The organism is Marinococcus halophilus (genome assembly GCF_002265875.1).
GTDB classification, from domain to species: Bacteria; Bacillota; Bacilli; order Bacillales; family Marinococcaceae; genus Marinococcus; species Marinococcus halophilus.
Genome location: NZ_NPFA01000008.1, coordinates 112,462 through 135,211, shown reverse-complemented (window position 1 = coordinate 135,211; position 22,750 = coordinate 112,462). Strand labels below are relative to the sequence as shown.

21 protein-coding genes and 2 other annotated features are annotated in these 22,750 nt (G+C 47.9%); all 21 genes read right to left on the bottom strand.

All coding sequences use genetic code 11. From position 1 onward, the window contains the following. Positions 1-2: 2 nt before the first annotated feature. Positions 3-341: a ribosomal-processing cysteine protease Prp gene (locus CHL76_RS10025; protein ID WP_079475833.1), complete on the bottom strand. Its 339-nt coding sequence runs from the start codon at positions 339-341 to the stop codon at positions 3-5. Positions 342-343: 2 nt separating this feature from the next. Beyond that, complete coding sequence (rplU, locus tag CHL76_RS10020; protein WP_079475832.1) at positions 344-652, bottom strand: 50S ribosomal protein L21; 309 nt, start codon at positions 650-652, stop codon at positions 344-346. Between the two features lie 11 nt (positions 653-663). Continuing rightward, positions 664-736, bottom strand: a sequence feature (ribosomal protein L21 leader region). Positions 737-774: 38 nt separating this feature from the next. Next, the gene (locus CHL76_RS10015) at positions 775-2,289 is read right to left on the bottom strand and encodes an Rne/Rng family ribonuclease (protein ID WP_079475831.1); all 1,515 of its coding nucleotides are present in this window, start codon (positions 2,287-2,289) and stop codon (positions 775-777) included. Positions 2,290-2,356: 67 nt separating this feature from the next. Beyond that, the gene (locus tag CHL76_RS17075; protein ID WP_022793174.1) at positions 2,357-2,530 is read right to left on the bottom strand and encodes a hypothetical protein; all 174 of its coding nucleotides are present in this window, start codon (positions 2,528-2,530) and stop codon (positions 2,357-2,359) included. Between the two features lie 205 nt (positions 2,531-2,735). Continuing rightward, the gene (gene minD, locus CHL76_RS10010; RefSeq protein ID WP_079475830.1) at positions 2,736-3,533 is read right to left on the bottom strand and encodes a septum site-determining protein MinD; all 798 of its coding nucleotides are present in this window, start codon (positions 3,531-3,533) and stop codon (positions 2,736-2,738) included. 79 nt (positions 3,534-3,612) lie between these two features. Beyond that, entirely contained in the window at positions 3,613-4,305 is a 693-nt protein-coding gene (gene minC, locus CHL76_RS10005) for a septum site-determining protein MinC (protein WP_079475829.1), read from the bottom strand. A 112-nt stretch (positions 4,306-4,417) separates the two neighbouring features. Beyond that, positions 4,418-4,942, bottom strand: a complete 525-nt coding sequence (mreD, locus tag CHL76_RS10000) for a rod shape-determining protein MreD (RefSeq protein ID WP_094908473.1) — start codon at positions 4,940-4,942, stop codon at positions 4,418-4,420. Beyond that, entirely contained in the window at positions 4,939-5,880 is a 942-nt protein-coding gene (gene mreC / locus CHL76_RS09995) for a rod shape-determining protein MreC (RefSeq protein ID WP_094908472.1), read from the bottom strand. The genes mreD and mreC overlap by 4 nt, the downstream gene beginning before the upstream one ends. A 26-nt stretch (positions 5,881-5,906) precedes the next feature. Continuing rightward, positions 5,907-6,950, bottom strand: a complete 1,044-nt coding sequence (locus CHL76_RS09990; protein WP_079475826.1) for a rod shape-determining protein — start codon at positions 6,948-6,950, stop codon at positions 5,907-5,909. 360 nt (positions 6,951-7,310) lie between these two features. Further along, positions 7,311-7,994, bottom strand: coding sequence for a RadC family protein (radC, locus tag CHL76_RS09985; RefSeq protein ID WP_079475825.1), 684 nt, complete (start codon positions 7,992-7,994; stop codon positions 7,311-7,313). A 41-nt stretch (positions 7,995-8,035) separates the two neighbouring features. Next, complete coding sequence (locus tag CHL76_RS09980) at positions 8,036-8,791, bottom strand: prepilin peptidase (protein ID WP_079475824.1); 756 nt, start codon at positions 8,789-8,791, stop codon at positions 8,036-8,038. A 106-nt stretch (positions 8,792-8,897) separates the two neighbouring features. Then, positions 8,898-10,190 carry a bifunctional folylpolyglutamate synthase/dihydrofolate synthase gene (locus tag CHL76_RS09975; RefSeq protein WP_094908471.1) on the bottom strand — a complete coding sequence of 431 codons (1,293 nt, stop codon included), beginning with the start codon at positions 10,188-10,190 and terminating at the stop codon, positions 8,898-8,900. A 59-nt stretch (positions 10,191-10,249) separates the two neighbouring features. After that, entirely contained in the window at positions 10,250-12,889 is a 2,640-nt protein-coding gene (locus CHL76_RS09970) for a valine--tRNA ligase (RefSeq protein ID WP_094908470.1), read from the bottom strand. Positions 12,890-12,929: 40 nt separating this feature from the next. Next, positions 12,930-13,144: a binding site (T-box leader), on the bottom strand. A 49-nt stretch (positions 13,145-13,193) separates the two neighbouring features. Next, positions 13,194-14,507 (bottom strand): glutamate-1-semialdehyde 2,1-aminomutase, encoded by a 1,314-nt coding sequence (gene hemL, locus CHL76_RS09965; RefSeq protein WP_094908469.1) that lies wholly within the window; start codon positions 14,505-14,507, stop codon positions 13,194-13,196. A gap of 100 nt (positions 14,508-14,607) precedes the next feature. After that, complete coding sequence (hemB, locus tag CHL76_RS09960; RefSeq protein ID WP_094908468.1) at positions 14,608-15,600, bottom strand: porphobilinogen synthase; 993 nt, start codon at positions 15,598-15,600, stop codon at positions 14,608-14,610. 11 nt (positions 15,601-15,611) lie between these two features. After that, entirely contained in the window at positions 15,612-16,358 is a 747-nt protein-coding gene (locus CHL76_RS09955; RefSeq protein WP_094908467.1) for a uroporphyrinogen-III synthase, read from the bottom strand. Then, a complete protein-coding gene (gene hemC / locus CHL76_RS09950; protein WP_094908466.1) occupies positions 16,358-17,293 on the bottom strand; it encodes a hydroxymethylbilane synthase in 936 nt (311 codons plus the stop codon). The genes CHL76_RS09955 and hemC overlap by 1 nt, the downstream gene beginning before the upstream one ends. 35 nt (positions 17,294-17,328) lie before the next feature. Further along, a complete protein-coding gene (locus tag CHL76_RS09945) occupies positions 17,329-18,159 on the bottom strand; it encodes a cytochrome C assembly family protein (protein ID WP_094908465.1) in 831 nt (276 codons plus the stop codon). Positions 18,160-18,174: 15 nt separating this feature from the next. Continuing rightward, positions 18,175-19,575 carry a glutamyl-tRNA reductase gene (gene hemA / locus CHL76_RS09940; protein ID WP_079475816.1) on the bottom strand — a complete coding sequence of 467 codons (1,401 nt, stop codon included), beginning with the start codon at positions 19,573-19,575 and terminating at the stop codon, positions 18,175-18,177. Between the two features lie 213 nt (positions 19,576-19,788). Then, positions 19,789-20,370 carry a ribosome biogenesis GTP-binding protein YihA/YsxC gene (yihA, locus tag CHL76_RS09935; RefSeq protein WP_079475815.1) on the bottom strand — a complete coding sequence of 194 codons (582 nt, stop codon included), beginning with the start codon at positions 20,368-20,370 and terminating at the stop codon, positions 19,789-19,791. Further along, positions 20,357-22,690, bottom strand: a complete 2,334-nt coding sequence (lon, locus tag CHL76_RS09930; protein ID WP_094908464.1) for an endopeptidase La — start codon at positions 22,688-22,690, stop codon at positions 20,357-20,359. The genes yihA and lon overlap by 14 nt, the downstream gene beginning before the upstream one ends. Between the last annotated feature and the right edge of the window lie 60 nt (positions 22,691-22,750).

The following is a 22,750-nucleotide window of genomic DNA, read 5'->3' as shown; positions in this document are numbered from 1 at the left end:
ATTCACCTCCTATGCTCTTCAATTGATATAAATTCACCGTACTGATCAGCTATGGTCTCCAAAGAGACAATCATACCCTCTGCCAGCAGCTGCATCTGTTGGTTATCCTCTTCAGTGCTTTCTTCCGGAAGCACACAATGAAAATAACCGCCTTCTGTGCCTAAATCCACTGTTGGATCTGTATGGCAGAGAGCCGCCATCGCATTAACAGCCCCAAAGGATACTGCCGAGGCGCCGGCACATACTAAATCATAACCGTAAGGGCCTGATTCAGCGTGACCGGTCATGGTAACAGAACGAATACGCTCTGTTTCATCGCGGCTAACAGTGACCCGTATCATAATTACGCATCAATGCTGTTGATTGTAACTTTTGTGTATGGCTGACGATGGCCCTGCTTACGGCGGTAGTTTTTACGTTTTTTGAATTTGAAAACGATGATTTTCTTGTTACGGCCTTGTCTTTCGACTTTGCCTGTAACTTTAGCTCCCTCCACAAAAGGAGAACCAACTTTCACATCGTCGCCTCCGACAAATACTACATTGCCGAATGTTACTTCATCTCCAGCTTCTCCATCCAATTTTTCAACGAAGATGGTCTGGCCTTCTTCTACTTTTAACTGTTTTCCACCAGTTTCAATAATTGCGTACATTTCTGCACCTCCTAATCACTTAGACTCGCCAATACAGGTGCCTTTCCAGGGCTTAAACCTGTTCTTGTGCGGTTGTAGTTTGGGTGCTTCCAAACAACTAACGTTATAAATAATAGCATATATTAAAAACGAAAGTCAATTCCCCGCTGCTTCATTTGAGCTTTCAATGCCTCATTTCTTTGTGCTGCTACTTCAAGACTTCCCGCATAGCGCACAATGATCTCCTGTTCTGTCGGCGCAGAAACAATGAACAACCGTCCCGGCGCTATTTGCTGCAGGGCTTCATACAGCGCTTTGCCTTCCCGGATGAGCAGCCGGTCCGGCACCTCTAATACAATCGCATCCACCTCTTCTTCCTTCCAGGCGCCGAGCATTCGTTTCGATTTTTCTGCGAGTTCTTTTTCCGACAGTCTCCAGCCTTTACCGTATTCAGTTCCATAGGGTTCGAGTATGTGTTCTTCGAGGCTCTGGCGGGAACGCTGCCGGGTCAGTTCCAGAACGCCAAGTGCAGAGAAGCCGGCAATTCGGATCTTCTGCGGATCCTCATCTGATTTTTCTTCTAATGCCTGCATTAAACGCCTCCGGTCTTTTTCGTCATGCATGCGTATAAAATCAATCATGACCATCCCGGAGAGATTTCTTACACGCAGTTGATGCATTACTTCTGCAGCTGCTTCGAGATTCGTTTTTATGATCGTATCCTCCAGACCATGCTTTCCGGTAAACCTTCCCGTGTTTACATCAATCGTGACGCACATTTCTGTTTTCTCGATCTGTAAAAATCCTCCGCTTTTCAGCCAGGCGACAGGCTTCAAAGCCCGCTCGAGATCCGCATCCACATTCTCTCTTGAAAAAATGTTTTCCGGATGGTCCAGCAGCACAAATTCCGGCCGTTGTTCCAGCGCCCGCCCGCTGAATTGTGCCTTTGCTGTTTCCACCGCTTCTTTTGTATCTGCAACAATTCTTTTTATTTGCTCTCCAGGCACATAAGCCAGGCATTTTATTAAAAAGTGTTCTTCCTGCGACACCTTTCCCGGCGAAGATAAACTCTCCCCCCGGAGGATCATGTCCTGCCACAGGCTCTGCAGCTGGGATACTTCCTTTTTAATTACATCCAGAGGCTGTGTTGTTCCTTCTGTACGCACGATCAGCCCGTCTCCATTCAACGGCAGGGCTTCTTCCTGTTCGAGCCATTCTTCTTTTACAGCGTTCTCCACCTTTTGTGAAATAAACAAACCCGGCTCATCGGGGAGGTAGACACAATATTTTCCCGGCAGTGACAAATTTTCTTTAAGTTTGGCACCCTTGCTGGCCGTTTCTTCCTTCACGACCTGCACAAATAAATACTCCCCCTTTTTAATGAAACTTTTAATTCCCCGCTGCTTTTTTTCAGCAAGCGGCTCTTTCAGCAGCCGGTACGACATAATATTGTCCCTGTGCAGATATCCTTTTTTCCCTTTACCGATATCAATAAATGCAGCATCCATGCCTGGAAGCACATCCACGACTCTTCCTTTATAGATTTCTCCGGCCGCCGTGTCATCCATTGCTGACTCGAAAAAGAACTCTTTCACTCTTCCATTATGTTTCAGGGCCGCTCTTGCTTCCCCGGATTTCATATTTGCAATTAATTCCATCGAACGTTCCTCCAGTGGTACATTTCTTTCTGAAAGAAAAAGACTGCCACTTGCTGGTGGCAGTCATTCAGTTAGACTTATTTTCTTCTCTGACCTTCGCCTTTTCGTGAAGAAGAGCAATCTGCGTAGTCAGCCGCTTCAGCTCCTGTTCAGAGGCTGCTTCCTGCATTTGTTTATTTAAAAGAGCCAGTTTCTGGCGTTCTTCATCGGAAAGATAAGGGTGCTTTTCTATAACGGTCATCAGTGATTCCTCCTTCGCGCATTCGGATAGATACTCGAAGCCTTTCATTCTGTAAAAACCTTTGCAGGAAAGACAGGCGATTCGGGAATCAGATCCAAAACAGCATGCCCTTTCATTGTTATTATACCACGCTGATCTTAAAGAAAACAAAATTGGCTTATCTGCCCAAAAAGGACAGGAAGAATGCTCCCTGTCCAAGTATCTGCTATGCTTTTATTCCGAATAAACTTTTCACTTTAGAGAAAAAGCTTTTCTTTTCTTCTACTGCCATCAGCGGCACCGATTCCCCTAGCAGCCGGCGCGCAATATTACGGTACCCCAGCGAAGCTCTGCTGTTGGGATTCATTGCAATCGGCTCGCCTTTATGAGCTGCTTTTAACACATGCTCCTCGTCTACAATCATCCCAAGCAGGTCTACTGCAAGTGTAGCTACGACGTCTTCCACGTCCAGCACATTGCCCTCTCTGGAAAGATCGCTCCGCACCCGGTTCACTACCAGCTTAGGCGGTTCAATGTCTTCATTTTCCAGGAGCCCAATGATACGATCAGCATCTCTGACAGCTGCCGTGTCCGGCGTGGTGACGACGATTGCTTTATCTGCGCCGGATACGGCATTCTTGAATCCCTGCTCAATACCAGCCGGGCAGTCGATAAGAATAAAATCGTATTCTGGGCGCAGTGTTTCTACAATCTCCTGCATTTGTTCCGGGTTCACCGCAGATTTGTCCTTCGTCTGAGCTGCCGGCAGCAAGTGCAGGCAATCGAACCTCTTGTCCCGGATTAATGCCTGCTGTACCTTACAGCGTCCTTCTGCGGCGTCCACCAGATCATAAATAATCCGGTTTTCCAGACCCATTACGACATCTAAATTCCGAAGCCCGATGTCGGTATCAATCAAACATACTTTTTGTCCCTGCAGTGCAAGTGCTGTACCGATATTAGCCGAAGTCGTGGTTTTCCCGACCCCGCCTTTTCCGGATGTAATTACTATTGCCTCTCCCACCAACGGTTCCTCCTTTCAGACCTTACATGCTCCTCGTTCCGGCTAACGGTTACCGGAAAGTGTTTTCGGCCTGACATGCTTATGTATACGAGACCGAGCGTAAATAATGCCCGAGCATTTTTGTTTCCTCAAATGCAATTGCCTTGTATTCTTCTCCAGTGACATACGCGTAGCCCGGACCTTCAATAGCAGGCTTCTGTTCCTGCTTTTCATGCTTTTCCGGTGCGTAGAAATACGTATCCGAAATAGAAATTTGTTTAGGAATCATTACTGAGGCACATACCACAGCATGGCTTTCACCTTCTGTGCCGGCTCTTGCTATTCCCTTTAATGCCCCGATAACATAAATGTTACCCGTAGCTTCGACTACTCCGCCGGGATTGACATCGCCGATAATCAGGATGTCGCCTTTTTTCCGGAGCACCTGGCCGGAACGGACGATCTGTGTGACAGAGGTCACCGTGGCTTTTTCAATGGCCTCGTGTGCTTCATCTTTTGTCATTACGTTCGAATGGACTTCATGCACCCGTACGGAACCCGTTTTGTTCAACACTTCCGTAATTTCTTCTTCGTGACTTTTACTTAAATAACGGTTCCCGGCATGCACACGGACTTCCACTTGAGGCCCGTTTTCAAACAAACGCTGCTCCCGTTCAATCTTCTTCTTTAATTCTTCAAGAAGTTCCTGATAAGAGCACTGATCATTTAATACAATGGTTAGTCCTTCTTTAGTGCCTTTAATCGTTACATAATTTCCATTGTTATTCGTCATATTTTCACCCCTGAACCCTTAAGCGCTCTCCATTCTTAGTAAATGTCGTTCTTTCCATTATACGGTTTCATTTCACAGGAATAAACAGCAAACCACTTCTTTTTTTTGAAAATTATCGCTGTCTGATCTTTTCCTGGTTTTCGATCCAGTCAAAAATACGGCGGAAAGGAACAAGCAGCAGTAAAGCAGCAGCTCCGTTAATAAGCCACGAAGCAATCATACGCTTCACTAAAAATTCCCCGAAAGAAAGTCCGGCAATGCCTAACAAAAAATAAATAAAATAGATGATTAGCTCAAATACGAAAAGCGCGCAAAATATGATCAGCCACTGCCATCCATAACTGTTTCGGACTACCGGCAGAGAATAGGAGCTCATATACGCAATAAAGCCAAAGCAGAACGTATAGATACCGAGAATCTGCGTGTACGTAAAATCATAGAGAAAACCAACAAAAACACCTGCCCATACTCCTGCGACCGGGCCGCGGTATATGCTGGTCAAAACCACCCCGATAAGCGCAAATCTTGGCATCCACACCCATCCACTTTCATTTTCCTGTGGAAAAAGGATTTCAAACCACGTTCCTTCGACAAGAAATAAGCAAAAGATCGATACGGGGATAAGAAAGCGCGTCATGACTCTCCGCCGCCTTCTTCACCGACCGGGTCCACGTTTTCTTCTTCTTGATTTTCCTGCTCCTGATCTTCTTCGAGTGAAGGGAATTCTTCACTCAAGTCTTCAATGCTCCGGTCTAAAACATTCACATACGTGAGGTCACTGAAGTCTGCCGCTGGTTCAATAAGGGCATTGTACGTTAAACCGTACTCATCCGGCTCAACGCTTTGTACTTCACCAATCGGGATACCGCTTGGAAACGCCCCGCCCATTCCTGATGTAACCACCTGCTGGCCTTCTTCAATTTCTGCATCGCTGCGAATTTTCCGGAGCATGAGGCCATCCCGGTCTTCGTCCCAGCCTTCAATAAAGGCGTTGACTGGATCTTCACCAGTATCAACGCTGGCGCTGATACGGTTTGTCCGTTCTCCGTCTGATAGCAATTGGACCGTGGAGGAAAATTCGGAAGCCTCTGCTACACGCCCGATAAGACCTTCGTTTGTAACGACAGCCATATCCTGTTCAATACCGTTTTGAGTACCCTGATTGATGCCAATCGTCTGTGTCCAGCGGTCAGGATTACGGTAGACAACAAGCGCCTGCCGGCTTTCATAGTCGCTCAGCATTTCCTGCGTCTCTGATGATTCCCGGAGCGTTTCATTTTCCTGACGGGTATTTTCAAGCTCTGCCGAAGTGGCAGCATACTTTTCGAGCTGCTGTTTGAGGGTTTTATTTTCCTCGTATGTATCCAGCAGGTTTTCCACAGCTTCGAAGCGATTTGCTGCAAAGTGAGCCGGGCGGCTGATGGTCGATTGAAAGACACCGACAGAGTCTCTTACAAACTCTTCCGGCCACGGCACCGATTCCCGTTCTCTCATAGAGAACCCAATGAGTATAACAAGAAGAATAATGCTTACCATCAAGATGATTAATCGCTTGTTGTTAAAAAAGTGCGGCATGGTTACCCACCTACTCTAAAGATAGATTAAGCATTCCGGCCTGAGCGGGATGTAATACCTGCTTTCGAGCGGAATAAATGAATATTTTCTAAAGCGCGTCCTGTACCAAGTGCCACACAATCCAAAGGCTCTTCCGACACTAAAACCGGCATATTTGTTTCTTCGCTGAGCACCCGGTCAATGTGCTGCAAAAGCGCCCCTCCTCCTGTTAACAGGATCCCGCGGTCCATTATATCCGCGGCCAATTCCGGCGGCGTCTGCTCAAGTGTACTCTTCACCGTGTCAATAATAGTCGATACCGTGTCTTTAAGACAGCCTGAAATCTCTTCAGAGGTAATTGTAACTGTTTTGGGAAGTCCGGTCACTACATCTCTCCCACGAATTTCCATCATTTCATTGTTTTCATTTTCTGAAGGAGGAGCAGCAGCACCGACTTCAAGCTTAATGGCTTCTGCTGTACGCTCTCCAACCATAACATTGTAGGTTTTTCTTATATACTGGATGATTGCTTCATCCATTTCATCACCGGCAATACGGATTGATTGACTTGTGACAATTCCACCGAGAGAAATGATCGCCACTTCTGTTGTTCCGCCCCCAATATCAACGACCATGCTTCCCGTAGGCTCCCATACGGGCAGGTCAGCTCCAATGGCTGCTGCAAACGGTTCTTCAATCGTGTAGGCTTCTCTTGCCCCGGCCTGTTTGGTTGCGTCTTCTACAGCCCGCTTCTCAACTGCTGTAATACCTGACGGCACGCACACCATCACGTTCGGCTTTCTTGAGAATATAGAACGTTTTTTGACCGATTGCCCAATAAAATATTCCATCATGGTAGCCGTCGTATCAAAATCAGCAATGACGCCGTCTTTCATTGGACGTATGGCCGTAATATTCCCTGGCGTACGCCCAATCATGTTTTTTGCACTGTGACCTACAGCTTCAATATTTCCCGTGTCTGTCCGTATGGCCACCACCGAGGGTTCACGAAGAATGACTCCTTCTCCTTTGGCGTAAACGAGCGTATTTGCCGTACCTAAATCGATCCCCAGGTCTCTCGTTCCAAACATCTATGTATATCTCCTCTCGTCTTGCAAAATGCATGACAGCCTTTTTTCAGCAGGTATTATCATTAAATTGTCTAATAAATTGTTATGTTGGATAATGTTTTTCGGCATCCCCAGAATGCCTGTATGTAGTGGGCGTTCAGCGGCCTTTAGATGAATAGTGTCATCTGCGGATTTTTCGCACTTCTGACGCCCCGTTAATATGCATTAAATTATAATTGCCCCTGCATGCACTATTTTTTATTATACTGAAAATTATTTGAAAAACATAGGGTCAATGCACCTGTTTTTTTAGATAGGTGTATTTTCACGCCGGCCAATTTCCTCTTTTTTCAGAAAGCAAATAATTTTTAATCTGTTGTTTTACATAAAACCCTGCTCTTTCATACTCTCAAAGCGGTGATCGCCTACGATAACGTGATCAAGCAGCTCAATGCCCAGCAGTCTGCCGCATTCTGCCACCCGTTTGGTTACCTGAATATCTTCACTGCTCGGCGCCGGATCTCCGGATGGATGATTATGCAGACAGATAATCGACGCTGCTGAACGGCGCAGAGCTTCTTTAAATAGCTCCCTTGGGTGGACAATACTTGAATTCAGGCTGCCGATAAATAATGTCTGTTTATGGATAATTTGATTTTTAGTATTCAGGCATAATACTACAAAATGCTCCTGCTGTAAAAACCTTAGATCTTCCATCATGTATTCTGCTGCATCTTCCGGAGAACGAACAACGTACCTGTCCGGGTAAGAATAACGAAAGATACGCTTTCCCAGTTCGAGTGCTGCTTGCAGTTCCAGTGCTTTCGCCTTTCCAATTCCCGGGATTTCCATCAGCTCTTCTCTGGTAGCTTCTTTCAATAATGGCAGAACGTCAAAGCGTTCCATTACCCGGGCAGCTACTTCTAGTACCGGCGCCTGCTTTGTACCTGTGCGGAGAAGCACGGCCAGCAGTTCCTGTTCCGTCAACGCCTCCGCTCCTTTATGTTCCATTTTCTCACGGGGCCGAAACGGTTCTTTTCCAGCAGGCATTACAGTTACATTCATTAGTAATCGTCTCCTTCATGTGCGGGGATATAAAATGGGGGTTACAAAAACGATAGGTACCACTTCAGGCATATTTCTCCGGCAAACAAAGTAAATATGCCGCCAGCGGCAATAGCGGGAGCAAAGGGGAAAGGTTTTCCTATTTTAAAAATGCCAAAAGGATACAGGAGGAAAACAACCATAGAGGCTGTAAATACAGCAGCCGCAAAATTGACGGCAAGCAGGCAAGGCCCAAAGAAAAAACCGAGAGCGGTAAATATTTTCAGGTCACCGCCGCCCATCCCTCCTCTTGTCGTCATGATAATGGCTGATAAAAGGAAAAAACCGGCGACTGCGCCTATGAAGCTTTCGGTCCAGGCAGGCTCTTCCAACCAGAAAAATTTTAAAAGCACCGCTCCAAGTAAAAACAGAAGCGACACCCTGTCTGGAATGAGCATGGCTGTAATATCACTGATAGTAATAATAAAAAGGTAGGAAATAAGAAGTAAAGCTGCAGCGAATTCTGCCGTCAGCCCGAAGCGGGCATAAGCGAGGAAAAACAAGACACCACCGGCGCCTTCCATAAGAGGATAAATCGCAGAAATACGGTTTTTGCAGAAACGGCATTTACCGCCCAGGTACAAATATGAACAGCAGGGGACTAAATCTCTTTTTTTGATCGGCTGGATACATACCGGGCAGCGCGAAGGGGGCCGCCACACGGACCCGCCGGCAGCCAGACGCATGCCGGCGACATTACAGAAGGAACTCACTATCATCCCTGCCGCTGTAATATATACAGCGAGCAATATGCTCATCACAACACCTCTTCCATTTTTTTCTTATTATAGCATGAATTTCTTTTTATTAGCTCGAAAATATATTAAAAAAGCAGAAGCCGGCGTGCTTCTGCTTTTCGTTTCATTATTGATTCCACTCCTGCGTCAGCTGGGAGATGAAATACAGGGATCCGGCAAACACGACCACGTCTTCCTGTCCCCGGCCCGTGTTGGCGTTTTCCCATGCTTCCTGCCAGCTCCGGGCTTGTTGAACATCTGCCGAATTGGCTGCCGCAATATCTTCCGGGGCTGCTGCCTGTGGAAAATCAAAAGGCACTGCTGTGATAGATTTTATATTCAATCCGTCCAGCTGGTCGAGCACCGGTGCCTGTAATTTATCTTCTTTCATGCCAACAATAAAGTGGAAACGACTGTTGGGATAGTGCTGTCTTAATGCTTCTTTAAGACTTTTCATGCCTTCTTCATTATGAGCACCGTCGAAAAGGACACGCTGTTCGCCAGGCGCATTTTCAAGTCTTCCCGGCCAGGATGCTTTCTTCAGGCCGGTCCGGATGTGCTCATCTTCTGCGGGCAGTGCGTAATACATTTTCAAATAACGTGTAGTAATCACAGCGGCTGCCGCATTCTCTACCTGATGCTCCCCGAGCATGGACACTTCGAGATCTTCCATGTCTCCAAGCAGGGAATAAAAAGAAAATTGGGTTCCCGATTCTGATGGTGCGAGGCGGCGGACATGAAACTGACGGCCAAGCTGGTAAAATTTCGAACGCTGGTAATCGGCAGCTTCCTCAAAAATGCCAGCAAGCTCTTCATTCTGTTCACACGTTATTACAGGTACCCCGCCCTTAATAATACCGGCTTTTTCCCGGGCTACTTCTTCGAGCGTGTCCCCGAGTATTCCCTGATGATCGTGCCCGATGTTTGTGATAATGCTCACCATAGGGTGGATCGCATTAGTAGCGTCCAGGCGGCCGCCAAGGCCAACTTCCCATATGACTACGTCCGGAAACGTTTTTCTGGCAAAATACATTGCCGCGATGACAGTAATCACTTCAAACTCCGTCGGCGAACCAAACGGGGTGCGCGCAATACTCTCTACTACCGGGCGGAGTACTGCAGCAAGCTCCAAAAAATCCTCCTCACTGATCGGCTCTCCGTCTGTCGCAATCCGCTCACGGAAATGATGGATATACGGCGAGGTGAATGACCCGCAGACAATGCCTGCTTCTGTCATAATGCTTCTCGTAAATGCTGCGGTAGATCCTTTACCGTTTGTACCGCCAATGTGAATGCCTTTCAGCCGGCGTTCCGGATTGCCGACAGCTTCAAGCATCATATTCATCCGATCAAGGCCCGGGCGGATACCAAACGTTTCGAGTGAGTGCACCCATGCTTCTGCTTCTTTATATGTGTGCAAAATATACCTCCCTTTAAACAGCCATGCAACAGGCCCCCTGGCCGGGGGCCGGCTGCTGCTTAGCTTTTTTGCAGTTCTTTCATTCTGGCCGTTACTTTTTCTCTTTTTTGTTCATAATCTTTTTGTTTTTCTTTTTCTTCTTCAACAACGTGGGCAGGAGCTTTGCTGACAAATCCTTCGTTGTTCAGCTTTTTAGTGACCCGTTCCACTTCTTTATCGAGCTTGTCTTTTTCCCGCTGCAGACGCTCTATTTCTTCATCTACATTAATCAAGCCTTCGAGCGGCAGAAAGATTTCTGCCCCGCTCAGAACGTGAGAAATGGACTTTTCCGGAGCTTCCAGTGCCGCATCAATAGTCAATGTCTCCGGGTTTCCGAACCGTACAATATAGTCCCGGCTCCGTTCGATTCGTTCCAAGACCTGGCTGCTGGACGGCTTCAGGCTCATCGGCACTGCTTTACTCGGTGGAACATTCATTTCCGCCCGTGTATTCCGGACTGAACGAATAACCTCCTGAATTAATTCCATATCACGTACCGCTTCCTCATCAAACAGCTGAGGGTCTGCTGTCGGCCAGGAAGCACTCATGATCGACGTCCCCTCGTGAGGAAGGTGCTGCCAAATTTCTTCTGTAATAAATGGCATCATCGGGTGAAGCATGCGCATCGTCTGGTCGAATACATGAACAAGCACGGACTGGGCCATTTGTTTCGGCTGTTCGGCTTCGCCGTACAGTGGAAGTTTAGCCATTTCGATATACCAGTCGCAGAGGTCATCCCAAATAAAGTTATAAAGCGTCCTTCCGGCTTCGCCAAACTCATATTTTTCCATCAGCTGGGTGGCGTTCTGTTTTGTTTCCTGCAGCCGGTGTAAAATCCAGCGATCTGCTACCGTTTTTGTGCCTTTGAGCTCGATGTCTTCTGCCGTTACCCCTTCCACATTCATTAGCGTAAACCGGGCGGCGTTCCAAATTTTATTGCCAAAATTCCAGTTGGCCTCTACTTTTTCCCACTGGAAACGAATATCGTTGCCCGGCGTTGTGCCTGTAGCGAGCAGAAAACGCAGAGCGTCCGCCCCGTACTGATCGATAACATCCATCGGGTCCACCCCGTTGCCGAGGGATTTACTCATTTTCCGTCCTTCGCTGTCACGTACCAGGCCGTGAATAAGCACGTCCTCAAACGGGCGTTCTCCGGTAAATTCCAGCCCCTGAAAAATCATCCGCGACACCCAGAAGAAAATAATATCGTAGCCGGTGACAAGCGCACTGGTTGGGTAATAGCGCGTATAGTCTGTGCTTTTTTCCGGCCAGCCCATAGTGGAAAACGGCCATAAAGCCGAACTAAACCAGGTATCAAGCACGTCCTCATCCTGCTTCCACTCTTCTGGGTTTTCCGGTGCCGTGCGCCCGACATAAATTTCACCTGTTTCTTTATGATACCAGGCCGGGATACGGTGCCCCCACCACAGCTGTCGGGAAATACACCAGTCCCGGATATTTTCCATCCACTGCAGATACGTTTTTTCGAAGCGTTCCGGCACAAAGGTAACTTTTTCTTCCTTCTTCTGAAGCTCTACGGCCTGGTCCGCAAGCGGCCCCATATTTACAAACCACTGCGTGGAAAGATACGGTTCAACTACGGCGCCGCTCCGTTCGGAATGGCCGACAGAGTGCATATGTTCTTCAATATCAAACAGAATGCCCTCTGCCTTTAAATCCTTCGTCAACTGCCGACGACAGGCAAAGCGGTCCATGCCTTCGTAGACGCCGGCATTTTCATTCATGCTGCCGTCTTCATTCATCACAAGCACGCGCGGCAGATCATGGCGGTTGCCCATTTCAAAATCATTCGGATCATGTGCAGGCGTAATTTTCACTGCCCCTGAACCAAAATCCATGTCTACATAGTCATCTGCGATGATCGGAATTTCTCTTCCAATCACGGGGAGAACGGCTGTCTTACCAATAAGGTGTTTATAACGACCGTCCTCTGGGTGTACGGCTACTGCCGTATCGCCGAGCATTGTTTCCGGCCGGGTCGTCGCTACTTCGATCGAGGTGTTTTCGCCTTTAACCGGGTAACGCATATGGTAAAAGTGACCCTGCACTTCTTTGTATTCCACTTCAATATCTGAAAGTGCCGTCTGCGTTTCAGGGTCCCAGTTGATAATGTATTCACCCCGGTAGATAAGGTCTCTTTCATACAATGAAACAAACACTTCCCGCACCGCTTCCGACAGGCCTTTATCAAGCGTGAACCGCTCTCTCGAATAGTCGAGTGACAGCCCGAGCTTGGCCCACTGGCTGCGGATGAAATCTGCATATTCTTCTTTCCACCCCCACGTTTTTTCGAGGAACGCTTCCCGCCCGAGCTCATATCGGCTTGTGCCTTCTTCCTTCAGCTGCGCCTCGACTTTGGACTGGGTGGCGATACCAGCATGGTCCATCCCCGGAAGCCATAAAGCGTCATAGCCCTGCATGCGTTTCATGCGGATTAAAATATCTTGAAGTGTTGTATCCCACGCATGGCCGAGGTGAAGCCGGCCGGTCACATTCGGCGGCGGAATAACGATAGTATACGGGGTGCCATCTGTCTGGCCTGCTTCAAATTGGCCGGTTTCTTTCCAAAACTCATACCAGCGGTTCTCTGTTTCTTTTGGAGCATACTTTTTCGCCATTTCCATTTCTTGTTTTCCCATACAAATCCCCTTTCTTCTCATAAAAAAACTCCTCATCCCCAGTAAGGACGAAGAGTTTTCGCGGTACCACCTTAATACCCGCTGCCAAGCAGGCACTTTCCCATAACGGCGGTTACCGTCTTTTCTTACTGTATGCGTTCAGAAAAGAAGCTCGAGGGCGACTTTCCGCACGGGTTGTTAAAGAATCTCTCAGCCCTGGATTCTTTTTCTGTACAACGAACCTGCGTGCGTACTCCTCCCTGTTTCTGCTTTTATTATTAATATTGCTTTAGTGTCTTTATTTTACGAAACGAAGACCCATGCGTCAACTGTCTTCCCCGTGTTCTTTATTTGCAGCCAGGCTTGCAAAGACGCGGTCAGCCGCATCAATGGTCCGCTCGATGTCTTCTTCACTGTGCTCTGTCGATAAAAACAGCCCTTCGAACTGCGAAGGCGGAAGCGAGATGCCTTCTGCCATCATTCCACGGAAATAACGGGCGAACATCCCTAAATCAGATTTTTTCGCAGAGGCAAAGTCAACAACGGGTTCATCGGTAAAGAACAAGCCGATCATTGCCCCGGCCCGGTTAATTTGATGAGGGATACCGTGTTTAGAAGCCGCCCGGTTCAGTCCTTCTTCAAGCTGGGCAGCACGGGCACGAAACGTTTCGTAGCTTTTTTCGTCCACCTGCCTGAGCGTTTCAAGTCCGGCTGTCATCGCCAGTGGATTGCCGGAAAGTGTGCCTGCCTGATAGATAGGCCCGTCCGGCGCAATCTGCTGCATAATATCGGCACGGCCACCGTAGGCTCCCACCGGAAGGCCGCCGCCAATGACCTTTCCAAGGCACGTGAGATCAGGCGTCACGCCGTAGTGGCCCTGGGCACTGTTATAGTCCACCCGGAAGCCGCTCATAACTTCATCAAAAATCAACAGGCTTCCGTACTGGTTCGTAATGTCACGAACGCCTTCCAAAAACCCTTCTCCGGGGGTGACAACGCCCATGTTACCGGTAACAGGCTCGAGGATAACTCCGGCAATTTCGTCACCGTACTCGTCGAATGCCTTTTGCAGGCTGTCGAGATCGTTGTACGGAACCGTCAGCGTGTTCTGGGCAATGGAGCCCGGGACGCCCGGGCTGTCCGGCAACCCCAGCGTAGCAACACCGGAGCCGGCTCGAATAAGAAGGGAATCCCCGTGGCCGTGGTAACAGCCTTCCATTTTCACGATTTTATCCCGGCCGGTAAATCCGCGGGCTAGGCGCAGAGCGCTCATGGTCGCTTCCGTGCCCGAATTCACCATCCGTACTACTTCAATAGATGGTACCCGGTCAACGACAAGCTCTGCCAGGCCGGCTTCGGTTACGTGCGAGGCTCCAAAGCTCGTACCCTTTTCAGCCACGATCTTCAAGCTGTCGACCACGTGGTCATTCGCATGCCCGAGAAGAAGCGGTCCCCAGGACATCACATAGTCAATGTATTCGTTTCCGTCGATATCTTTAATGCGGGAACCTTTGCCTTCGTCCATATAAACGGCCGGATGGCCGACAGATTCATATGTCCGCACAGGGCTGCTGACGCCGCCCGGCATTACTTTCTTTGCGCGTTCATGTGCGTGTATTGAATTATGATACGATTTCATGTCATACCTCCTGAATACTTAAAGTTATCTTGTTGCTATTCCCGTCCTTATTATAACGAAAACAAGCCCTGGACTGAATACATTCCAGAGCTTGTTTTTATTATTTACTGTCTTCCCGCATATAACGGACAGCGTCTTTGGCAAAGTAGGTTACGATCAGGTCCGCACCGGCACGCTTCATGCTGGTCAGCTTTTCCATAACTATATCTTTTTCATTTACCCATCCGTTTTGGGCAGCAGCTTTAATCATCGCATATTCCCCGGACACATTATACGCTACCACTGGATAACCGGTGCGCTCTTTCACTTCTCTCACAATATCGAGATAAGCAAGAGCCGGCTTCACGATAAGAAAATCGGCTCCCTCTTCGACATCGGTTTCCGCTTCCTTCAACGCTTCAAGCCGGTTCGGAGGGTCCATCTGATAGGTTTTCCGGTCCCCAAACGAAGGCGTGCTGTGAGCCGCGTCACGGAAAGGCCCGTAAAAGGCACTGGCATATTTAACTGTGTAGGACATCAGCGGGACCGTGACGTGCCCAGCCCGGTCAAGTCCTTCCCGGATCGCCGCTGTAAAGCCATCCATCATGTTCGACGGGGCAATAATATCTGCCCCGGCTTCTGCCTGGGACACGGCAGTTTCTGTTAAGTTTTTCAGCGATTCATCGTTATCCACATAGCCTCCATGAATCACCCCGCAGTGTCCATGGTCCGTATACTGGCATAGACAGGTATCCGCAATTACTGTTAACTCCGGATTGTGTTCTTTTATCTGCCGGATTGCCCGCTGGACGATACCGTTTTTTAGAAAAGCCGGCGTCCCTTCTGCATCTTTTTCTTCCTCATGAGGCACGCCAAATACGATAACGCTCGGAATTCCGAGAGATTCCAACTCATCCATTTCTGCATTCAAATAATCCAGAGAAACGTGGTAAACGCCCGGCATGGACGGTACTTCTTTACGCACATTCTCTCCTTCGACCACAAAAATAGGATAGATTAAATCGTTGGGCCTTAGTTCGTTTTCTCTTACCATTGCTCTTATACCCGGCGTCGTCCGCAGCCTGCGGTGCCGGCGGAAATGTAAATCAGTCAATGTGAAGCCTCCTAAATGATTTCCTTGGTTTTTTCTATGATTCCTTCGACGGAATGGACCTCTGCTTCATAAACATACTTGAAGCCGCTCTCGCGGGCAGCGCGTCCGGTCGAGGGACCGATTGCCACTACGGGAATAGCTGAAAGCACCTGCCGGTAAGCACCTGCAAGCTGGTGCAGCGCATTTATAGAGGAGGGACTCGCCGCTGTCAGCACGTCGATCTCCCGGGTTTTTAAGACAGACTGAAGGAGGGACTTATTTTTTTCTTCAGGTACCGTTGTATACAAATGCCACACCCAAATGTTGATACCCTGAGCTGCCAGCAACCGGTACAAGGTGTCAGCCGCCTGGGCGCTTTGAGGAAGAAGTACACTTTCCCGGCGGTCGATTACCCGCCCGGCTGATTCAGCTAACGAAACGGCGTTATATTTTTCCGGCATCAGCTCTACCTGAAAGCCTTCCAGTTCCAACGCTTGTCTGGTTTTTGGTCCTACAGCAGCTGTTTTTAAACCGTCAGGAATACCAAGACCATACCGTTTTTTCCATCCTGCCAAATAGTAGACGGCATTCACGCTTGTAACAAGCATCCAGTCTATATCGCCGTTCTTCCAGCGCTCTGCTGCCTCCTCCTCCTGTTTGTATCTTGGCACCGTAGTAATAACCGGCACCGCTTTAACACAACAGCCTGCAGACTGAAGACCCTGCACCAGACTTGCATTCTGGCCGGTCCCTCTTGTCACCAGCACTGTTGCTGTCACTACTCTTCCCCCATCTCTTCCCGGGCCTGTTCCAGAATTTCTTTGCCGCCTCGTCCAAGCAGGGCATGAGCAGCTTTTTTGCCCATATCCTCTGGATTATCGCCTGTCAGCTTTTCCCTCAGTATATTTTTTCCGTCTGTAGAGCCGATCATCGCAGTTAACTGCACATTCCCCTGTTTATTTAAAGTAGCATACCCGCCGATCGGCACCGCACATCCACCCTCTACTGCTTTAAGGAAAGCCCGTTCCGCAGCTACACATACCGCTACCGGCTCATCATGCAGATGTTGAATGATCTTTAATATATCTTCATCTCCGCTTCGGCATTCAATACCAAGCGCTCCCTGTCCTACAGCCGGTACGCACATAGCAGGGTCCAGGAATTCTGTTACAATTTCATCGCTCCAGCCCATACGCTCGAGGCCTGCAGCCGCCAGAATAATAGCGTCGAAGCTTTCCTCCCGCAACTTTCGAAGCCTGGTTTCAATATTGCCCCGAATCCACTGAACGTTCAAATCCGGACGCTCCGCTTTAATTTGAGAAGTGCGTCGCAGACTGCTTGTACCGATCACAGCCCCGAGCGGAAGATTATGAAATTTTACATGATCGTTTGCAATATAGGCGTCTCTTGGATCCACACGGTTTGTCATCGCACCAACTTCGAAACCTTCCGCCATCTCCCCGGGAAGATCTTTCATGCTGTGCACAGCTATATCGATTTCACCGTCTGTAAGCGCCTGTTCAATTTCCTTTACAAAAAGTCCTTTCCCGCCAACTTTGGAAAGCGTTCGATCCAGAACACGGTCACCTTTTGTGGAAATTTTTTTTACTTCAAAGCGATAAGGAAGGTCCAGCTTCTCAAGCTCTTTTTGCACCCACTCCGTCTGTTTTAAAGCCAGATTACTTTTTCTCGTACCAAGGGTAATTGTCCGCATGCGTCTAGCCATTCCTTTCTAAGCATCCTTATTTATTATAAGTACCATATATGAAACTGACTCAAATCACTGGAGATAAAATAATTAATCAGTAAAACCACAAAACAAGCAACATTTAAAAGCGCCATTCGGTAACCGCGCCAATGATGAACAGCCAGTAAATAAATATACGTGCTGTAAAAACTAAGAAGAATGATCGAGCCAATCACTTTCGCATCCTGCCAGGGAAGAGCATCGTACCACCTGCCTGCCCAGAGAAAACCAAAGACCAGCCCTGCGAATAAAAGAGGGACTCCGATCACTGTGGTCGTGCCTGCCAGCTTTTCCATTTTCGGAAGGTTCTCCATCCTGATTAACCGTTTCCCCCACAGCTTTCTTTTTAAAAGCTGGTGCTGCAGCACATACATCGCTGAGAATACAAATGCCAGTGTGAACGAAGCATAAGAAAGCAGAATAAAAATTATATGCACAACGAGCGTTTCAGATAGCAGCAGTGTTTCAAGCTCGTTTGGGATATCGCCATTAAACGAAAACGAGCTGAACGTCATCAGTAAAAAACCGATCACATTTAAAAAGAAAACCAGTACATCCATTCGAAAAAACCAATTCACAATAAGTGAAATGGTTACAAGAGACCAGGCGTAGAAGTACATGCCTTCAAAAGGCGTTATTACGGGCGCACGGTCATACATAATTATTCTAAGTACTAAAAAGGCCGTCTGCGACGCCCAGACAATAGAAAGCAACCAGAAGGCGAGTCGGTTCACCTTCCGGTTGGTCTGGGAAAAATCAACGAAGTAGCAAAGGACGCTCAGGCCGTATAGTACAATCGTTAAAATATAAATAATTCCTTCGGCTGCAACCATCCTGACGCCCCTCTCTTAGGAACGAACAGCGACGTCTGTCGCGTAAGCATACGGAAGGCGGAATCCGCGTGATTCTCTAGAGGCATTCCATTCCTCCTCCGCTTCTTCCTTGCGTATTTGGCGCTCCTCTGCTGCTCTTGCTTCTTCTACTTCCTCTTCAAGTGCAAAGATTTCAGTAAACAGCTGCAGCATTTCTTCTGCATCGTTATTATCAGCCATTTCTTTTGCTTTTGTTATCGGATCCTTGATCATTTGATTAATGATACTTTTCGTATGCTTGCGCAATACTTTTTTCTCCCGTTCCGTAAGCTCCGGAAGTTTACGCTCTACGCTTTCCATAGTATCTGCCTGGATTGCCAAAGCTTTTGTGCGCAGAGCTGAAATCACCGGCACCACTCCGAGCGTGTGTACCCAGTCCTTGAAGTCCGACACTTCGGCATGGATCATTCTCTCCATCAGTGCCGCAGCTTTTTTACGTTCCTCCATATTGGAATTTACGATATCCTGCAGATCATCAATGTCATACAGAAAAACGTTATCGAGCTGATTCAGTGCCGGATCAAGATCTCTTGGCACAGCAATATCCACCATAAACAGCGGCTTGCCTTTTCGTTTCTTGTTAGCGGAAGCAACCTGTTCTTTACTCAGTACATACGCATCCGATCCCGTGGAGGAAATCAACACGTCTGCCTGTACAAGCGCATTAGTAAGCTCATCCATCGATTTTGCTTTTCCATTAAACTGTCTGGCAATCTGTTCTGCTTTTTCGTACGTGCGGTTAAACACCGTCACTTCGGCAGCACCGCCCGAATGCAGGTGTTTAGCTGTCAATTCGCTCATCTTTCCGGCTCCCAGAACAAGCACGCGTTTATTTTTGAACGAGCCGACTACTTTTTTTCCAAGCTCTACAGCCGCATAGCTGACCGAAACGGCATTGTCATTAATTTCTGTTTCGTGATGGGCCCGTTTGGCGTACGTGACTGCACGTTTAAACAGTTCGTTAAATATTGTGCCGGTGGTATCATTTTCATGGGCAGTAGCAAGCGCATTTTTCACCTGTCCCAGTATTTGCGTTTCTCCGATCACCATGGAATCCAGACCGCTTGTGACCTGAAATAAATGCTGCACTGCTGCATCATTTTCACGTATATTCAGGAAAGGACCGAATTCTTCCTGCGGCATTTCAAACCAGCGGCCGAGAAATTTTTTCACAAAATGTCTTCCTGTGTGCAGCTGATCGACGACCGCATACACTTCTGTCCGGTTACAAGTAGATACGATGACGCATTCCAGGATACTTTTCATATCACGAAGCTCCTGCAGTGCCTGAGGAAGCGTATCCTCTTGAAAAGCCAATCGTTCTCTCGTTTCAACTGGAGTTGTTTTATAGTCTAATCCAGCGACAATAATATGCATGTTCGTATCTTCACCCCCTGCGTCATCAATACCATGTTTAATGCAACCACCAGATGTTCAACTCTATTTTTACATTCCACTCTTCACACAACCCATTGTATCACACAACTATTTATCTTTTAGCGTTAATTTGTGAACAAGGGCTGACAGTTTCTTTTCTGCTTTATTTATCATTCACTCACTTTTACAATGTATAACTTCCACTTTTTATTTTCAAATAAACTGCTCAATAGCCCGCCACGCTTCATCTTTTCCCTGGGCAGTTTCTGCAGAAAACACCACCGTCTGGTCTTCTGATTTAAGATTAAGCGTTTCTTTGACACGCTTTAAATGCCGGGGACGTTTGTTTTTTGTAATTTTGTCCGCCTTTGTGGCGATAATGACTACCGGAAGCTCGTGGAATTTCAGGTAATCGTACATCGCGATATCATCTTTTGTCGGCTCGTGGCGAAAATCAATAATCAAAAAAGCGGCTTTAAGCACATCTCTGCTTTTAAGATATTCTTCCATCATTTCGCCCCAGGCAGCCCGCTCACTTTTTGAAACTTTCGCGTAGCCGTAGCCGGGGACGTCTACAAACAAAAAACGATCCTCGATATTATAAAAGTTGAGCGTGCGTGTTTTACCGGGTTTTGAGGAAGTCCGGGCCAGATTTTTTCTTGCCAGCAGGGAATTAATAAATGAAGACTTCCCTACGTTGGACCTTCCGGCCAAAGCAATTTCCGGAAGCCCCCCCTCAGGGTACTGCTTAGGGCTGACCGCGCTTATCACCAGCTCCGATTTATGAACTTTCATGTTTCTCCTCCAATGCTTCTTTTAACACTTCATCAAGATGTTTCACCGTGATAAATGTAATGTCTTTTTTGATGCTCTCCGGTATATCTTCCAGATCCTTTTCATTATCGGCCGGTATTAGGATCGTCGTTAGACCGGCCCGGTGGGCGCTCATTGATTTTTCCTTCAGTCCGCCGATCGGCAGCACTCTGCCGCGCAGAGTGATTTCTCCGGTCATTCCTACTTCCTTTTTCACTTTTCGTCCGGACAATGCAGACACCAGGGCTGTTGCAATCGTAATACCAGCGGAAGGCCCGTCCTTTGGAGTGGCTCCTTCCGGGACGTGGATATGAATATCCCATTTTTCCTGAAAATCAGGATCCACTCCCCAATCGTCCGCTTTTGCCCGAATATAGCTGAAAGCGGCCTGGGCGGATTCTTTCATAACATCGCCTAGTTTTCCGGTTAACTGGAGCTGGCCGTTTCCTTTTGCAAGAGAAACTTCGATAGATAGAGTTGTGCCGCCAGCCGAGGTATAGGCAAGGCCGGTAGCTGCCCCCACCTGGTCTTCTTCTTCCGCGCGTCCATAGCGGTATCTTGGACGTCCAAGCAGTTCTTCAATTTTCCCTGGCGTTACTACTACCTTTTTATTTTCACCCATAACGATCAGCTTTGCTGCTTTCCGGCAAACCGCTGCAATTTCTCTTTCCAGTCCCCGGACGCCTGCTTCTCTCGTGTACTCGCGGATCAGCTTCAAAAGAGCCCCCTGCCGGAATTGAATACTGCCCTTTGTCAAGCCATTCTCTTTAATCTGCTTTTCTACAAGGTGATTTTTGGCGATGCCTTCTTTTTCAACTTCGGTATACCCGGCTATTCGGATAACCTCCATACGGTCAAGCAGCGGCTCAGGAATGGAATTCATATTGTTGGCGGTGGTGATAAACATCGTTTTGGAAAGGTCGTACGGCTCTTCCACATAATGATCTTCAAATGTATTATTTTGTTCCGGATCTAATACTTCAAGCATGGCTGAGGACGGGTCTCCGCGGAAATCACTTGCCATCTTGTCGATCTCGTCAAGCAGAAATACCGGATTAACAGTTCCAGCTTTTTTCATGCCCTGAATAATGCGTCCGGGCATAGCGCCGACATACGTTCTTCGGTGGCCGCGTATCTCTGCTTCATCCCGGATGCCTCCGAGGCTCATTCTCGTGAAGTTACGGTCGAGCGAGCGGGCAATGGAACGTGCTAAGGATGTTTTTCCAACACCTGGCGGTCCGGTAAGGCACAAAATAGGTCCCTTCACTGATTCTGTCAGCTGTTGTACAGCTAAGTGCTCGAGCACCCGGTCTTTGACTTTTTCGAGGCCGTAATGATCTTCGTCGAGCACACGCTGGGCACGCTTAATGTCGAGCTGGTCTTCAGTTTCCTCATACCACGGTATATCCACAAGCCATTCGATATATGTCCGGATAACGGAAGTCTCTGCAGAAGCCCCAGGCATTTTTTCGTATCTCCGGAGCTCCCTTTCGGCCTTTTCCTGAACCTGCTCCGGCATGTTTGCCTGCTGAATTTTTTCCCGCAGTTCATCGACTTCGCTTTCTTTTCCATCAGATTCTCCGAGTTCTTTTTGGATGGCCCGCATTTGTTCGCGCAGGTAGTATTCCCGCTGCGTCTTTTCCATGGATTTTTTCACGCGCTGGCCAATCTGGTTTTCAAGTCCTAATACTTCTTGTTCTTTCTGCAGAATATCGATAATTTTACGAAGCCGCTCCGATGCAGTGAACTGTTCAAGCAGCTCCTGCTTCTCTGCCACTTTTAACGGCAGATGGGAACTGATCATATCAGCGAGCCGGTCAGCTCCTGCTATATCCTGCACCGACTGTATTGTTTCACTGGAAATACGCTTGGAGGCAGTGGCGTATTGTTCAAAAGCCTCGAGTGCTTTTCTCATAAGCGCCTGCTCTTCAGCCGAATCTGTATGCTCTTCTGTAGGCAGTACTTCCATTTCCACTTCGAAAAAATCGTCTTTGTCGATAAACTCTTTTATTTCTGCGCGTTCCAGACCTTCCACCAGCACACGGATAGTTCCGTTTGGAAGCTTCAGCATCTGCTTGATTTTTGCCACCGTACCGACATGATACACATCAGCTTCTCCCGGATTATCTACTGATAAATCTTTCTGCGTTACGAGCAGAATGCGGCTGTCTTTCGCATTAGCCTGTTCAAGGGCTTCTACTGATTTATCTCTTCCCACATCCAAATGAAGCACCATCGAAGGGAAAACAAGCAGCCCGCGAAGCGGCAGCATCGGAATGGAGATCGTGGTTGTATTTGGCATTCATTAACACCTCTATCGTCAAATTATGTTCGTTTGCTGGGCAATAATACAGTTGTTACG